We start from the raw sequence: 16225 nt of genomic DNA on the forward strand, positions 1-16225 counted from the left end.
CGTCGTGAAATGCGGTCACTCGACGTGATAGCGCAGCATACCGACCGACCAGCGGATGCCGCGCTTATCCAGGTCCTCGGTCCAGGTCTTCTGCAACCGCGAGACTATTTCGCTCAAGGTCTCGCGCGCGCGGAGCTCGACCTTGAGTCCCCGTGCCTTCGGCGCGACCGCCGCCAGATCAACGGGATCGTTGACCACCAGGGCAACGAACGCACTCTCACCTTCGCCCGATGCTTCGAAGTCGAAGCCGTAATATTCGTCCGGCAGTGTCAAAGGCACGTTGGCGCTGAGTGGGGTAATCTTCTGCGCGAACTCGTTGGGAAAGATCTGGGTTGCTGCGCCCTCTGCATTGACGTCGAGCAGGATGAGGCTCCCGGCAATCTTGCTTGCGACCGTCAGCTTGAACACGTCACCGGCCTTCATCGACGTTGGCCTGTCGATGCCGAGGGTCACGTCACCAGCGTCGGCCTTGCCGACGATATCGCCGACCGCATCGATTGCATTCGCATCCTGATAGCTTACCTGGCCGGTACTGCTGCCGGTAACGGGCTGATACCGAGCCTTCGCATCCGCACGCGCCTGTACCGGCACTATGGCACTGGCACCGAGGTTCTGCGCCTTCGTCTCCAGTTGCGGGTCGAGGGTCTCGCATTTTTTCTGCGAGGCGCAGTAAGCGGCAGATTGCACCGTGACATATTCGAAAAGCTCGGCGTTGCTGGTCAGGCCATTGGCGTTCGCGTCCGCCGCCGCCCCCATCTGCCCGGCGACATAGGCCGCGGTGAAGACACCGTGACGGCTTTCGACGGGCAGCCGCACATCGTCCCAGGCCACCTGATAGGGCGCGCTTGCGCTCCAGGCAACGGTACCGCTTTCGTTGACGTGGGCCGGCTTGTCGACGACGCCGAGATCGATCCGCAGCCCGCGCGTCAGTGCCTGCTCCACCGGTTTCGCCACGGGGCGCGGTAGGAAACGCGCGCCGTCGATGCCTACGGACACATCGTTGGAGAGCGACCGCGAGATCGTGCCAGAGTGACAGGCGTCGATCACCAGGGTCACCGCCCTGCCCTTCAAGCGTTCGAGGATGGCATCGAGCTCGTCATCAGTGATGGCGCCATCCCAATCCTTGTTCTTGGCGACCAGATCGAATGGCGCCAGCGCCTCATCCATGCCGTCGTCCTCGTCGTCATCGAGATCCGTCACCTGAAGACCGTGACCCGAATAATAGAGATAGGCCCGGTCACCGGGCTGCGTGCCCGCGACCAGCCATTCTTCGATCGACGACAGGATGGCCGCGCCCGTCGCCTGCTCATCCTTCAGTACTCGGATCGCGGAACGATCGAAGCCGAGTGTGCCTGTCAGCAATCCTTCCATGGCAACGAGGTCGTTTTTCGGGCCGTGCAGGAACAGCTTCGGCGGCAGGTTCTGATAGTTTCCTATCCCGATGAGCAAGGCCCGGTCCGCAGCCAAGACAGGCGAACAGGTCCCCAGCGCCATGAGCGGCAGCAGGAAACGCCAGACACCGATGTCCGCGGTCATTGCCCGCGCTCCCGCGTGTAGAGCGGTTGGATAGCGACGGCACTGTCGGTGCCGTCCAGCCGCTCTTCCAGAAGGCGCAGAAACTCGGATGCCTCGACGCCTGGGCTGGATAAAGCAGCAACCACCGCATCGATCGGGGCGTTTGTCGAGACGACCACAAGATGATCGGCGCCAAAAGGTTTGACCACCTCCAGGTCCCTGAGCTTGAACACATGGCTGCCGGAGCCCGAGACCTGGGCATCGAGAAGCTGGACTTCCCCGGTATTAGCCAGATTGAACACCAGCATGTTCGCGTATCCGGACTGCGGAGCGTCGAAGTTCAGGCGGTCGCCTGATGAATAGATGTCCTTGACCGGCGTCAGCGAGACTTTGCCCGGGTTCTGCGCGGCAAGCACCTTCAGGAAATCAAGAAGGATGAATTTATCGACCACACCCTGCACCATGTCGGCAGCGACATGTTCGCCGGCAACGTCGCCGTTCGGCGTGTAGAATGTGCCGCTCGTGGCATCCCATCGATAGGGAACACCGCTGCCACCGACATTTTCAAGCGTCGGCGCTGTGCCGTTGACGCTGAGCGCCAGCGTTCCTGTCCAACCCATGTCTCGGGCGGGCTTCAGCTTTGACGACCGGCCTGTTGCTGCTGCACCATTGCCGTCTGCCAGCGCCGCACTTCTCGGCAGCGACAGGACGATCTCCCTGTCCGATCGCGGCACCTGTGGTGTGAAGTTCGGCACCTGCAGCGCCTCGGACTGGAGCTTGACGTTGGAGAAGACGTAATCCTCGAGTTCGACCCGCGAAATCAGCCCGTCGCCATCGCGATCGGCGGCCCCCTCAAGCGCGCGGGCGAAACTCCAACTGAGCGCGCCGCGCGGCTCGCCTTCAATCACCACCTCCGGTGTCAGCTGGCTCTCAAGCGATGCGGCAAGGATAGTCACCTGCGACAGGTCCGCATCCTTCACCGCCGCGCCGGAAACCGCCTCTTGCGACGGCGGCGGCAACTGCGCCCGCACCGTCGGTGCGAGCCGCGTCTTGCCGGAGATCGATCGGTTCATGCCGCCGGAATAACAGCTGTCGGAGACAAACAGCACCTGGACACCCTTGGCCTCAGCTTCCACGAACCAGGCATTGAGTTCATTGTCGACGATGATCTCCTTTGCCGTCTCCTCGGCCCGGCTACGATCGAATCCCGGCAACTCCAGAAACTCATCAAGCCCATCCGGCTCGCTGCCGGCGACAAGTTCCGGCATCTGGGCGCCGTGACCGGCATAAGTGAAGATGATCATGTCGCCTTTTGTCGCGGCACCGACAAGTTCCAGCCAGCCGGCGCGGATCGCGTCCTTCGTCGCCTTTTCGTTGATGAATTCGCGGATGGTGCCGACGTCCGCCGTCTTCAGTGCCTGGGCAACGTCGCGCGCATCCTTGACCGCGCCATCGAGGCTGACCTCATGCGGATAGACGTCGACGCCGACGACAAGCGCCGACGTGGCCGCCAGCGCCGGCAGACCCGCTAGACTAAAGAAAGCGCACGAAATCAGAGCCTTGCGCAGCACAGCCTATTTCTCCACATCAACTTCGACGCGGCGATCCAACTGATGTAGCATCGCTTCGTCGTAGGCACCCGGATCATCCGGTTTGAACGGCTCCTCCTCGCCCTTGCCAATCGTCGTCCAGGTGCCCTTGTAGCCAGCACCGACAAGATAGTTGGCAAGCGCCTCGGCCCTTGCCAACGACAGTTTCAGGTTCGCCTCAGCGCTGCCGATCGGATCAGTATGGCCGATCAAGGTAATTGCATCCGCCTTTGCCGATTTCAGGCACTCGAACAAATCCTTTGCCGACTGCAACCCTTCAGGCGTGAACTCGGCTGTTCCGAAGACATAGCGAACCGGCGTCGCCTTCTTTCTGATCGAGACACCGCGATAGGAGAACTTGCAGGCGCCGCGCATCGCAAGCTTCACCGGCTTGATTGCTGCAAGCCGCATCTCGGAGGCGAGCCGATCGAGGCGCAGAATGTAAGCCTTGTCCGGCGCCATCCACTCGGGCGTCAGTTCCTCGTTGGCCGCATCCTCAAGTGCCTGCTGGTAATAGGTTGCCGCACGTTCATAGTTCTTTCGCTCCCGGTCGATGTCGCCGAGCGCGTCGAGGATCTGCCAAGGCCCACCGACGTCGCTCAGCACAGCTTCAAGCTCACCCTCGAAAGTATCGAGCCTGGCACCGGCCCCGACTGCGTTGGCGATGCGATTGAACGTTGCTAGCGCCGCTACACGCCGGGTAAGCGCTGCCTCGGTACTCGAACATGCATTCGTGCGCTCCGGCGCGGCCGCTGCCCGCGCCCCGACCTCGTCGCCCCTGTTGAGAGCCTCCGAGGTTTTCACTAACGCGTCGCAGGCGCGCGCCGGGTAAGCGAGCGGCAAAAGCATTGCGGATGCGACGATCAACCCTTTCATCAATTCATCCATCGCGCATCCGCTATTCTCTAATCTCGAAAGTTACCATCTGCACGCTGCTGGCGCCGTTGTCGGCCTGCGCCTTCTTCGCGAGATTGACCGCCAATCCGCGCGTCGGCGGCAACTTCGATTGGACGACGAATGCGCGCGCTTTCTCCACCGTGAGCCTTTGATCGGCCAGACCGCCAACCCGGCAGAAGGCCAGCATGGTTTCGGCGGGCGCTGCCGTATCGAAGGTCAGCGTGCCGGTTCCCGGCTGCGGGATCAGCCTGCTTTCGCCGGGCTGCAGCGTCGTGTGGCCGATCATCTCATCTGGGATGATTTCGACATTGCCGTTTTCCTCGACATAGAGGATCTGCAGTTCGCAGGCCTGATTGACGCTGAGTTCGAACGACAGCTGGTCACCGACCTTGGCCGTCGTCGTCGGCACCTTCAAGGCAAGCTCAAGCTTGGTGCCGCCAGCCTTCTCCTGCTTGCGATAGTCAGGCGCGGCTGCGGCTACGGATTGCGGTTTTTCCTCCGACTGCTGCTCGGTGCCGGCAACGACGATCGTGCTGGTATCGAGCGGGCGCCGCTGGGCGAGCGGCTCCAGCAACAGGGCATATTGCTGTTCGACCTCGTTGCGCGGAACAGTCCCGCCAGCTTCGAGCGTCGTGACCCAATCAAGCCCGAGACGCAGGACATCCACTTCCGCTACTCGCTTGATCGCCTCAGAAAACTGCTGCGGCGTCATGTCGAACTCCGCCGCCAGAGCATCGAAGTCGAGCTCATCTTCATACTTGTCGGCAAAGTAGGTGACGATCTCGGCGTCGCCGGGTGCGTGCTTGCTCTGAAGCCCGCCATCCGGCGTCGGTTCGGTTACGTCGAGTTTTTGCAGAGCCTCGACGAAGCGTTCGCGGTCCTTGCGGTAGGCCTCGTCCAGCTCCTCCTGCTTCACGTACATGGCCAACAGCACGCCCTGCTGGTCCTTGCTGAACAGCGTCGACGTGGCGATATGCTCGCGCAACTGATCACGTTTCGACAGAATGCCATCGGCGTGGCAATCGAAGCAGGAGCGGGCATTGACGATCTCCACGCCCTTGCCGATCGGCCGGTCACGGAACGAAACGATGGTCGTCGGCCCGACATCGAGCTGTTTTCCTGCCGCGGTCGACAGATAATAACCCTGCATGCCGTTGGGCAGTGAAAAGATCATCTCGCCACCGTCGTGCTCGAACGGCACAAGGCCGGCATCGAGCGCACCCAACTCCTTGGGTCCATGCGGAAAACGCTTGAGCACCTGTTTGCCGACATCGCCGGCGAAATCGTAGGATTTCCAATAGTAGCCGCCAAACGGCATGTCGTGACGCTCGAGCATGCGATTGTGGTCCGATACGCCGGACGAACCGTCAGCAAAGCCGGCACGCAGAACGTTACGCCGCCTTATGTTGTCGTCGACATCGATCTTGAAGCGCGTTTCCAGCTCGCGAATATGCGTCGGCAGCTTCATCAGTCTGTTATAGACCTCCGGCCGGGCGCCATTGCTCATGAACCAGTCGATCCGCATGATCGGCAGTTGCGTATGCGTCTCGGTGGAAAGCGCCTGAAGCGACGCATCGCTCGTCGGATCAACGCCGTAGAAATAGCGCTTGATCAGGAAATCGTAATCAGCGTTATCCCACTGCAGCTCGCGCAGATCGACCCGGACGAGCAGACCATTGGTGCCGTCCACCTCCGCCGGCACCACCAGCTTCGGGCCATAGGACAAGGAATTCAGCAGCTTCTTGAAGCCACCGGCCAGCACGTCCATGCGCTTCATGAACGTGGCGTCGTCTTCGCAACCCATCATGCCGTTATACTGGTCACGGTAGGAGAAATAGCGCATGTGCTGACGATCAAGCGCACTGACCTTGGAAATGTCCTTGAGCGCCGCCTCGACGAACTGGTCATGGGACAGCATCGGGCGCGATCGGGCGGGTTTGGTGGCTGCCGTCTGCGGCAGGTTCTTTTCGCTGAGCGAATTGATCCAGTCCTCGAGCACCTTGACCTCTTCGTCCGTCGGGCGCTTGCCAAGCGGCATGCGGCCGCTGGTGACCGAGGTGAAGAGGCGCGATTTCGCGGCATTGCCCGGCGTGACGAAATTGGCATCGGCGGCGATCGATGTCAGCTCACCGGCGGGGTAGCTGCCTTGAGAGCTTTCACCCGGCCCATGGCAGTTGCGGCAATACTTGCCGATGAAGGCATCGGCCTGTTGGGCGACTTCGGCATTGTCGCCGGTCAGCGCCGTCGAGGCCGTGGTCTCCTTGCACACTGCCGTCACAGACTGCGCCACCGGCGCCGGTGCTTTCACCTCGCGATCGGACAGGAACGCGTAGATCGCGCGACGATCGTCGTCGCTGAGTATCGAAAGTCCCTTGGCGATCCGTCGCATGACCGGGTCGCTGATCGGTGCGCCCGAAAGCTTCTTGCCTTCGTCTATAAGGCCCGTGGTAAACACTTCCGGCGCAGTGAGCCCCGCCATCTTCGCCTTGCCGATATCCGGTGCGACCGCACCGGTCAGCCCCTTCTCGCCGTGAAAAGCTCTTTCCGGGTCGAGCCCATAAGTCGTCGTGCGCGGCGTGTGACAGTCGCCACAGCCACCGACATTTTCGACCAGGTAACGGCCACGCTCCATCTGCGACGCTTCGCGCGGCTGGTAGGCTTGAACTGTGAAATTGCTGCGTTTCCAGAGAGTTATGGTCGTTTGCCGACTAAAAGGAAAAGCGATCTCATGTTCCTTCGAGACGGCGTCTGATTGCGGCAAGGTCTCGACGTAAGCCTTGATATCGAGCACGTCCTCCGGCTTCATACCGCCATAGGATGTGTAGGGCATGACCGGGTAGAGATTGTTGCCGTCACGATCAAGCCCGACCATGACAGCGTTGAGGAACTGGGCGTTGCTCCAGCCACCGATGCCGTTGGCATGGGGCGAAATGTTCGGCGCGTAGAAAGTGCCGATCGCCGTGTTCATCTCCATGCCGCCGGACAGCAGTCCAGTTTCGTCGCCCGACCCGTGGCAGGCGCCACAACCAGCGGCGTTGAACATGTACTTGCCGTTCTCGACATTCGCCTTGTAGGTCGAGAAGGCGTCCTCGGCGAAAGCGTCGCGCACCGATGCGACGCCGGGACAGAGCATGGCGGCCAGCAGACCGGCGGCCAGAGCCAGTGCGTGCCTATTGCGGATGCCGGCACCTGACGAGACGTTCGCTCGCATTTCACGCAGACTGCGCATGGCCGTACTCCCTTAATCCAAAAATCTTCAATAAAACTGCTATCGAAACTGAAACTGTTCGAACTCTACGCGACGCGGCTTCTTTCCAAGCTCTTTCAACCCTTTGACGATCGCCTCCCGCAGCGGCGCAGGACCGCAGAACCAAAGATCGGCCTCGCCCGGATCGATGACGCTGCCCGCCGCCAGTTTGGCCGCGTCCAGCCGCCCGTCTGTGGCCGAATCGTGCAGCACGAAGCTGAAGTTGCCGAGCTTTTCCGCCTGCGCCTCGAAGGTTTCAAGGCCGATGGCTTCCTTTCGGTCGCGCACGCAATAGACCATGTGGATGTCCTGGTCCTCATCGCCCTTCAAATGGCTGGCCATGGCGAGAAACGGCGTGACCCCGATACCTCCGGCAAGCCAGATCTGCTTCTTCGCCCCGCGTCGGTGATTGAACTGGCCGTATCCGCCTTCGAGCTTCAACCGGTCGCCGACAGCAATCTGATCGCGCAACGCCTGCGTATAGTCGCCGAGCGGCTTGATGGCGAAGCGCACCGTGCCGTTGCCATCGATGTCGGCGATTGTGAAGGGGTGCGGCTCGCGCAGACCAGCCTTCAGGACACGCAGGAAACCGAACTGCCCCGGTTTGGCCCTCAGCGCGCGCCCCTTTGAACGCGCCGAAATGATCGTCGCACCATCGTGCTTTTCGACCTCGGAAACCTCGTAGCATCGCGTCCTCAGCCACGGCAGAAGCTGCGTATAGGCGTAGCTGAGGATCCCGAGTGCTGCGAACGCATTGAGATAGACCGCCAGCAGCGCCGTGCTGTCATAGGGGCGCTTGATGAACATCTGGTGGAACGCGACAAGCGCGAACAAGAGCCCGATGAACCGATGGGTATAACGCCACAGGTGATAGGGTATCTCGATTCTGGTCTTCGGGATGATCTTGACGATGCTGAGAACAAGCAGCGCCGTCAGCCCGTAGAAGCCATACTTGCCGGCGGAGGCAGCAAGCTGGTTCAAACCGCTGGTGAACGACAGCCCCTTGAAATCAGGCGTCAGGAAATAATGGACGAGAATGAGCATCAGCACGGAGATGCCGATCCGGCGATGAAGGTGATAGATGCGGTCGAGCCCGCCGAACAGCGGTTCGATGACGGGCGGACGTGCCGCCATGAACTGCGCAATCGCCATTCCGACGAAAGCCATCGAGGACGCCATCAGCGAGAACGTCGTCTGCGCGTTCGTATGGCTGACCGCCGGGACGGCAAGCAGCCCCGCAAACACAATCAGCGACCAGACCAGAAACGCACCCACCTTCAGCCCAAGCCCCTCAACGTCGATGTCCGACGTTCTTTTTAGAGAAGACTGACAAGCAGTTTCCTCTTCGTCAACACCATTCAAGGCTGGAACGGCCGAACGAGCACTTTTATTCAGGCCATTGAAATCTGAAGCTTTTACCGACTCATAATGATTACTTCGACCAGCATAATCCTTCCTGATTAGTGGTCATCAGTTCGTTTGCCATCGAAACGAAACTGTGCCACGTTCTGATATATCAGAAACTGTGGGATGCGTATGTCGGTTCACTCCCAGGCCCACCTCGCCTATCTCGCCCTCGAGCGACTGATCGTCACGCTCAAGCTTGTGCCCGGCATGCTGCTGACGGAAAAGCAGCTGATCGAGCTTGCCGGTCATGGCCGTACGCCCGTGCGTGAAGCCATTCAGAAACTCGCCTGGCAGGAACTGATGGAGGTTCGCCCGCGTGTCGGCCTGCAGATAACGACAATCGGGCCGGACGATCGAGCGCATGTGATGCAAACCCGTCAAAAGCTGGAACCGCTGGCGGCAAGCCTGGTGGCGGAGCATGCCGACGCGGATGCACGACGAGCCATGAAGGGATGCGCCGCAGAGATGAGCCGATGCGCGGATGCCGGCGATCTCGAAGGCTTCCTCGTGGCCGACAAGGTCTTCGATGAACTGATGGAGGAGGCCTGCCCCAATACGTTCCTGACGGCCGCCCTCGCCCCGCTGCAGACGCACGCTCGACGCATCTGGTTTGCCGACGCAACCGTTGAGCGAATGCGCGGATCGGTCGACCGCCACATCGAGGCGATCGACGCCATCGTGCTTGCCGACGCCGAGGGTGCCGCGGCGGCGATGTCAGCCTTGATGGACTACCTGGCTCGGGATTGAGGCATCAGGCGCCCGGCAACATGCTGCCCGTCTTCAGCCGACGTACATGCCAGTCGAAGGCTTCCTCGAGGATATGCGGCGTCTGCCCCGCACGCGCTGCAACAGCCCGCTTGAAGTAATCCCCCAGCAACTCGCGGTAAGCGGGATGGCAACAGTTGCGGATGATGATCGGCGCGCGCTCGCGCGGCGCCAGCCCGCGGAGATCCGCAAGCCCGTGCTCGGTGACCAGAATATCGACGTCATGCTCCGTGTGGTCCACATGGGAAACCATCGGCACCACGGACGAGATCGCCCCACCCTTGGCCACCGATTTGGCGACGAAGATCGACAGGAAGGCGTTGCGGGCAAAATCGCCGGAACCGCCGATGCCGTTCATCATGTCGGTGCCGCCGACATGGGTCGAATTGACGTTGCCGTAGATATCGAACTCGAGCGCGGTGTTGATGCCGATGACGCCCAGGCGCCGGATGATTTCCGGGTGGTTGCTGACCTCCTGCGGCCGCAGGATCACCCTGTCCTTGTAGGCGCGGATGTTGCGAAAGACGCGATCGGCCCAGGCGCTGCTCAGCGTCATCGATGCCGCCGAGGCGAAGCTGAGCTTGCCGGCCTCAAAGAGCTCGAAGGTGCTGTCCTGCAGCACTTCGCTGTACATGCGCAGATCATGAAAGGGGCTGTCGACGAGGCCGCTCAGAACCGAATTCGCAATAACGCCAATACCCGCCTGCAACGGGTTCAACGTCATGTCGAGCCTACCCTTGCGCACCTCGTCCTGAAGAAAGCCGATCAGGTGGCCCGCGATCGAATTGGTCTCGGCATCGGGCGGCGAAATGCGCGCGGCACTGTCCTGCTTTTCGGTGATGACGATCGCGGCAATCTTGTCCGGATCAACAGGGATATAGGGCGAGCCGACGCGAATGTCGCAGGCAACGACCGGGATCGGCGTGCGCGATGGGCGTTTCGCCGGGATGTAGATGTCGTGCAGCCCCTCAAGCTCCGGGCTGTGGCTGAGATTGAGCTCGACAATCACTTTCTTGGCGAGGATCGCAAAACTTGCGGAGTTGCCGACCGATGTCGAAGGAACGATGCCGCCATCCTCGGTGATCGCCACGGCCTCGACGACGGCATAGTCGATCGGGCTGATCTGGCCGGAGCGGAGTTGCTCGACGGTCTCAGACAGATGCTGGTCGATGAACATGACCTCGCCGCGGTTGATCGCCGCGCGAAGGGCCGGATCGGACTGGAAGGGAAGCCGGCGTGCGAGAACACCCGCTTCCGTCAGGATCTTGTCGATGTCGTGCCCAAGCGAGGCCCCGGTCATCAAGGTGATGCGAAACTTCTCCTGCGCCGCACGCTGCGCCATGGCCAACGGCACCGCCTTGGCGTCGCCTGCCTTGGTAAAGCCGCTCATGCCGATCGTCATGCCATCCTCGATGAGCGCCGCCGCCGCCTCCGGCGTGACGATCCGGTCATGCAACGATTTGCGGCGAATTCTGGTCTCAAGGCTCATGGGCCACTCCCTGCAAGATCCGCTGTCGCCGGCGATCTCCGGCGGGGACTCCTTCTTGGCCGTTCGTTCCGCATGGACGCGGTCGAGCGACATATGAAAATGCTGGGGAACGATAGTGTCTGCGAAAGGCTGCCGGTACGCTGATTGCTCAGATCGGGGCTGCCGGAAACGCATAGCTCATGCTCCGGTCGCGACTGTCGCACAGATGCGAAAAAGGGCGCACCCGATGATGCGCCCTCCAAATGCTGCGACGATGTTTCGTATCTTGTCGTCAGTTAGCCGACAAAGGCGCGCTCGATGACGAACTCGGCCGGCTTGTTGTTGGACCCCTCGGTCAGGCCTGCGGCCTCGAGGATTTCCTTGGTGTCCTTCAACATTGCCGTCGAGCCGCAGATCATTCCGCGATCGATGGCTGGGTCGAGCGGCGGCAGACCGAGATCGGCAAAGAATTTGCCGTTGACCATCAGGTCGGTCACACGGCCCTTGAAGGGATAGTCCTCGCGGGTCACCGTCGCATAATGGCGAAGCTTGTCGCCGACGATCTCGTTCAGGAATTCGTGATTGCGAATTTCCTCGACGAGGTCGAAACCGTATTTCAGCTCGGCCACATCGCGGCAGGTGTGCGTGAGGATGACTTCCTCAAACTTCTCGTAGGTCTCGGGGTCGCGGATCAGGCTGGCGAAAGGCGCAATGCCGGTGCCGGTCGAGAACATGTAGAGCCTGCGGCCGGGAACCAGCGCGTCGAGCACCAGCGTGCCGGTCGGCTTCTTGCGCATCAGCACCTTGTCGCCTGGCTTGATCGCCTGCAGGTGAGATGTCAGCGGGCCATCAGGAACCTTGATCGAGAAGAATTCGAGTTCCTCGTCCCAGGCCGGGCTTGCGATCGAGTAGGCGCGGTAGACGGGTTTGTCGCCGACCATCAAACCAATCATCGCAAACTCGCCGGAGCGGAAGCGGAACTCCGCAGGACGGGTCATGCGGAAGCGGAAGAGCCGATCCGTATAGTGGGTGACGCTCGTCACCGTTTCAACGAAGACACCGGCGGGTGCCTGGATCGCGAAATCTTCCGTTTTTGCCGGAGCATTCATCGTGGCTACAGTCCTGTAAATGATGACCCTGTCTATCAACAATACGCGGATATTCCAAGCCGCACTCAACGGGAAGGAATTCCCTTCTAAATATAGTCGCTTTCGCGCATTTCGGCGTGCTTCACACTGTCGCGGTCAGCACTGCCTTCAAGAAACGCGCCGCCAGCTATAGGACCTGGCGTCAGCAGAGGGTCTCGCGGTCGGCTGATAGTGGTTGGCGATACCGGGCAACCGGCCTTCCGTCAGACGCTTCAGGGCCGTGGCATTGGTTACCGCGAAACTGTCGACGCCGCAACGCAGCATCAACGGGATCTGATCGATCAGAACGTCGCCGACAGCCCTCACCTCACCGGCAAAACCAAGCCGCGCGCGCAGCAGCGACGCATGGCTGAAAGCCCGCCCGTCATTGAAGGCCGGGAACGCGACCGCGACCAGCGCAATACGATCGAGATAGGGTTGTAGCTTGGCAACGTCATCTGCAGGAGCGACGACTACGCCTAAACCCACCTCGTCCGTCTCAGCCACCTTGGCGAGAAACGTCTCGAAGCCGAGTATCGCCTTCTCGTTGGAACCCGCTTTGGTCTCGTCGTTTTCGATGATCCAGGGATCGTCGCTCACAAAGCCGGTTTCTTTCCAGATTTTTGTCATGTCCGTTCCTTGCGCCTCAAGCGGCTTCCTGTGCGCTGCCGCCGTAGAGCGCGTCCTTGAAGGGTTGCGGGCCGACGCGACGGTACGCTTCGAGGAACGTCTCCGACTTGTCATTGCGCAGCCCGAGATAGGTATCGACGATCGTTTCGATCGCGTCGGTCACCTTTTCCGGTTCGAAACCGCGACCGATGATCTCGCCGATCGACGTGTTCTCGTCGCCGGAGCCGCCGAGCGTGATCTGATAGAGTTCCGCCCCCTTCTTCTCTACGCCGAGCAGGCCGATATGGCCAACGTGGTGATGGCCGCAGGCATTGATGCAGCCGGAGATCTTGATCTTCAGTTCGCCGATCTCAGCCTGACGTTCAGGCGCGCCGAAGCGCGTCGAGATCTCCTGCGCCACCGGGATGGAGCGCGCATTTGCAAGCGCGCAGTAGTCGAGCCCGGGACAGGCAATGATATCGGTGATCAGTCCGGCATTGGCTGTCGCCAGGCCGGCAACGACGAGCGCCCGGTAGATCGGCTCCAGATCAGCCAGAGCCACATGCGGCAGGATCAGGTTCTGCTCGTGGCTGACACGGATCTCGTCGAAGGCATACTCCTCGGCGATGTCTGCAACAGCCTCCATCTGCGCGTCGGTCGCGTCCCCCGGAATGCCGCCGATCGGCTTCAGCGAGATCGTCACCATGCCGTAGTCCGGATGCTTGTGCGGCTGCACGTTCTGGTGAACCCAGCGTGAGAATTCCGGATCGGTCTTCTTCCAGCGCGCCAGACTTTCCCAGCCCTCGGCACGCGGCTCCAGCGCTGGCGGCGCGAAATAGGTGGAGATGGCCTGAATATCAGCTTCTGGAAGCTTCAGCTCCGTATCCTTCAGCGCCGCGAACTCGACCTCGACCTGACGGGAAAGCTCTTCGGCACCGGTTTCGTGGACGAGGATCTTGATGCGCGCCTTGTACTTGTTGTCGCGACGGCCATGCAGGTTGTACACGCGCATGATCGCCGTCGTGTAGGACAGCAGGTCCTCTTCCGGCAGGAAGTCCCGGATCTTCTTGGCAATCATCGGCGTGCGGCCCTGTCCGCCACCGACATAAACGGCAAAGCCGATGCGGCCGTCCTCATCCTTTTTCAGGTGCAGGCCGATGTCGTGCACCTGGATCGCGGCGCGGTCGCGCTCAGCACCTGTGACAGCAATCTTGAACTTGCGCGGCAGGAACGAGAATTCCGGGTGAACGCTCGACCATTGTCTGAGGATTTCGGCATAAGGCCTTGGATCAGCGACTTCATCGGCAGCAGCGCCGGCGAAATGATCGGCCGTCACATTGCGAATGCAATTGCCCGACGTCTGCAACGCGTGCATCTCGACGCTTGCCAGCTCATCCAGGATATCCGGCGTGTCGGAAAGGCGCGGCCAGTTGTACTGGATGTTCTGACGGGTGGTGAAGTGGCCATAGCCGCGGTCATACTTGCGGGCGATGTGGGCGAGCATACGCATCTGGCGGCTGGACAGCGTGCCATAGGGGATCGCAACGCGCAGCATGTAGGCGTGCAACTGCAGGTATACGCCATTCATCAGGCGCAGCGGCTTGAATGCGTCTTCGGCCAACTCGCCACTCAGGCGGCGCTCGACCTGATCGCGGAACTGGTCGACGCGCGAGGAGACGAAGGCATGATCGAATTCATCGTAACGGTACATGTTGTATCGGTTCCTCAGGCAGCAAAGTTCGGGCCGGCAAGGCCATTGTATCCGGCGGCATAGGGGATCGAAGGGCCTTCGGCCCGGATACGCTCGCGCATGCGCAAGGGCCGCAGGGTGCCGTTGACTTCCTCGACGTCGACGACATTGGCATCGACCACCTTGTTGTCGTCGAAGGCAACCTTGCCTGTCGCTTCCAGTGCGGTGACCGCCTCGGCATGGCGGGCGATGAAGGCCTGCTGGAGCGATTCGACCCAGTTGCCCGAGGCATCCAGCCAGACGGATATGCCATCCGAAAGCCGATTTGCCGTCAAAACCTTGTTCACCATGACGTTTCCCTTAGTTCAGAATCTGTTCGCTGCGCTCCGCAGCTTCGATCTTCGTTTGCTTGTTGGTGCGTTTGCCCGCCACCAGAGGCTCGGAACGCTCGAAATTCGCGCCGGCGACAGCGTCACCGATAATGACCATCACCGGGCCGGAAAGTTCCGTGCGGCCCTCTAGGTCCGGCAAGTCCTTCAGCGTGCCATGCATCAGCCGGCGATCGGCACGGCTGGCGTTCTCGATCACAGCCACGGTGGTTTCTGCGGGCAAGCCCGCCTGCATCAAGCGACCGGCAACCGACGCAGCGACAGTGCGGCCCATATAGACGGCGATCGTGGCGCCGGAGACGGCAAGCCGCGCCCAGTCGGGCAGCACTTCACCGGTCAGATCATGGCCGGTTGTAAAGACCAGTGACGACGCGACGCCGCGCAGGGTCAGCGGCAGTTCGAAATCGGCAGCAGCGGCAAAGGCGGAAGTGATGCCCGGCACGATCTCATAGGTAATGCCCGCATCGCGCAATGCTGCCATCTCTTCGCCAGCACGGCCGTAGACAAGCGGATCGCCGGATTTCAGGCGAACGACGCGCTTGCCCTCACCCGCGAGCTCCACCAGCAGCTGGTTGATCTCGTCCTGCGACTTCGTGTGGCAACCCTTGCGCTTGCCGACGGAGAGCCTTTCCGCATCGCGGCGACCCATATCGACGATCGCCTGCGGCACCAGCGCATCATAGACGATCGCATCGGCTTCCATCATCACGCGCTGCGCCCTGAGCGTCAGCAGGTCTTCGGCGCCCGGACCGGCGCCGACGAGCCAGACGTGGCCCGCGGTGGCATGCGCGGCATCAAGCAGGCGAGAAGCCTCGCGGCGCGCGGCGGCGACATCACCCAGCGCAACCTTGTCCGCAACCGGCCCCTGGAAGAAACGGCGCCAGTACAGGCGGCGCGCAACGCCGCGCGGCACCAGTCGATCGACGGCATCACGATAGCTGGCTGCGAGCGACGCAACGAGCCCCAGCGACGGCGACAGCAGCTGGTCGATCTGTGCCCGGATCATCTGGGCAAGCACCGGGCCGGCGCCTTCGGTGCCGATCGCAACGGCAACTGGTGCGCGATTGACGAGCGCCGGCGTGAAGAAATCGCAGTAGTCGGGCTGGTCGACGGCATTTGCCGGGATTTTCTGTTCGCGTGCAGCAATGACGATCTGGCGATCCTTGGCCGCATTGCCAGTCGCGGCAAACACAAGGATGACGCCTTCAAGCTGGTGCGGAGCGAAGGTATCGCGCACGGTTTCAATCACGCGCTCGCCGAGGTATGCCGCGAAGTCTGCCTCGGGCGCGTCCGCGTAGACGACGATCGAAGCTTCGGTGTTGAGCAGCAACCGCACCTTTGCAAAGGCCTCGTCGCCATTGCCGAACACCGCCACGCGCTTTTGCGCGACGCGAAAGAATGCGGGAAAGACGGAGAGCTGCTGCACCATGTTCTTGCAATCGGTTCCTACTACAGGCTCCGCTGAATATCCCGCATAGCCCACGGCAATTGAAGAAACAGAAATTTCAATGGCTTTCGGGTC

General features: G+C 61.3%; 12 protein-coding genes. 1 reads left to right on the forward strand and 11 read right to left on the reverse strand.

Annotated elements, in window-relative coordinates; genetic code table 11:
- Positions 1 to 15: 15 nt before the first annotated feature.
- Genes C6558_RS21650 through C6558_RS21670 form a run of 5 tightly spaced genes read right to left on the reverse strand, consistent with a single transcriptional unit; the run spans position 16 to position 8523 of the window.
- On the reverse strand, positions 16 to 1536 hold the full coding sequence (locus C6558_RS21650) for a caspase family protein (RefSeq protein ID WP_107027689.1): 1521 nt from the start codon (positions 1534 to 1536) through the stop codon (positions 16 to 18).
- Entirely contained in the window at positions 1533 to 3086 is a 1554-nt protein-coding gene (locus C6558_RS21655) for a caspase family protein (RefSeq protein WP_107027690.1), read from the reverse strand. Before C6558_RS21655 ends, C6558_RS21650 begins: the two co-directional genes overlap by 4 nt.
- A gap of 3 nt (positions 3087 to 3089) precedes the next feature.
- Positions 3090 to 3980, reverse strand: coding sequence for an OmpA family protein (locus C6558_RS21660; RefSeq protein ID WP_158071682.1), 891 nt, complete (start codon positions 3978 to 3980; stop codon positions 3090 to 3092).
- 22 nt (positions 3981 to 4002) lie between these two features.
- Positions 4003 to 7230, reverse strand: a complete 3228-nt coding sequence (locus tag C6558_RS21665; RefSeq protein ID WP_107027691.1) for a c-type cytochrome — start codon at positions 7228 to 7230, stop codon at positions 4003 to 4005.
- Between the two features lie 39 nt (positions 7231 to 7269).
- Positions 7270 to 8523 carry a ferric reductase-like transmembrane domain-containing protein gene (locus C6558_RS21670; protein WP_025426794.1) on the reverse strand — a complete coding sequence of 418 codons (1254 nt, stop codon included), beginning with the start codon at positions 8521 to 8523 and terminating at the stop codon, positions 7270 to 7272.
- A 261-nt stretch (positions 8524 to 8784) separates the two neighbouring features.
- Here C6558_RS21670 and C6558_RS21675 point away from each other — a divergent pair, with 261 nt between their 5' ends.
- Entirely contained in the window at positions 8785 to 9402 is a 618-nt protein-coding gene (locus C6558_RS21675) for a GntR family transcriptional regulator (protein WP_025426793.1), read from the forward strand.
- Positions 9403 to 9406: 4 nt separating this feature from the next.
- Here the strand turns inward: C6558_RS21675 and C6558_RS21680 are convergent, their stop codons facing one another.
- From C6558_RS21680 to cysG, 6 genes are all read right to left on the reverse strand, one after another.
- Positions 9407 to 10909, reverse strand: coding sequence for an acetyl-CoA hydrolase/transferase family protein (locus C6558_RS21680; protein ID WP_025426792.1), 1503 nt, complete (start codon positions 10907 to 10909; stop codon positions 9407 to 9409).
- A gap of 275 nt (positions 10910 to 11184) precedes the next feature.
- Positions 11185 to 11997, reverse strand: coding sequence for a ferredoxin--NADP reductase (locus C6558_RS21685; RefSeq protein WP_025426791.1), 813 nt, complete (start codon positions 11995 to 11997; stop codon positions 11185 to 11187).
- 147 nt (positions 11998 to 12144) lie between these two features.
- The gene (locus C6558_RS21690; RefSeq protein WP_025426790.1) at positions 12145 to 12645 is read right to left on the reverse strand and encodes a DUF934 domain-containing protein; all 501 of its coding nucleotides are present in this window, start codon (positions 12643 to 12645) and stop codon (positions 12145 to 12147) included.
- Positions 12646 to 12661: 16 nt separating this feature from the next.
- Positions 12662 to 14335 (reverse strand): nitrite/sulfite reductase, encoded by a 1674-nt coding sequence (locus C6558_RS21695; protein ID WP_025426789.1) that lies wholly within the window; start codon positions 14333 to 14335, stop codon positions 12662 to 12664.
- A 14-nt stretch (positions 14336 to 14349) separates the two neighbouring features.
- The gene (locus tag C6558_RS21700; protein WP_025426788.1) at positions 14350 to 14664 is read right to left on the reverse strand and encodes a DUF2849 domain-containing protein; all 315 of its coding nucleotides are present in this window, start codon (positions 14662 to 14664) and stop codon (positions 14350 to 14352) included.
- Between the two features lie 10 nt (positions 14665 to 14674).
- Positions 14675 to 16132, reverse strand: a complete 1458-nt coding sequence (cysG, locus tag C6558_RS21705; RefSeq protein WP_025426787.1) for a siroheme synthase CysG — start codon at positions 16130 to 16132, stop codon at positions 14675 to 14677.
- Positions 16133 to 16225 lie beyond the last annotated feature (93 nt).

The sequence above is a fragment of the Ensifer sp. NM-2 genome (genome assembly GCF_003024455.1).
Classification (GTDB): domain Bacteria; phylum Pseudomonadota; class Alphaproteobacteria; order Rhizobiales; family Rhizobiaceae; genus Ensifer; species Ensifer canadensis.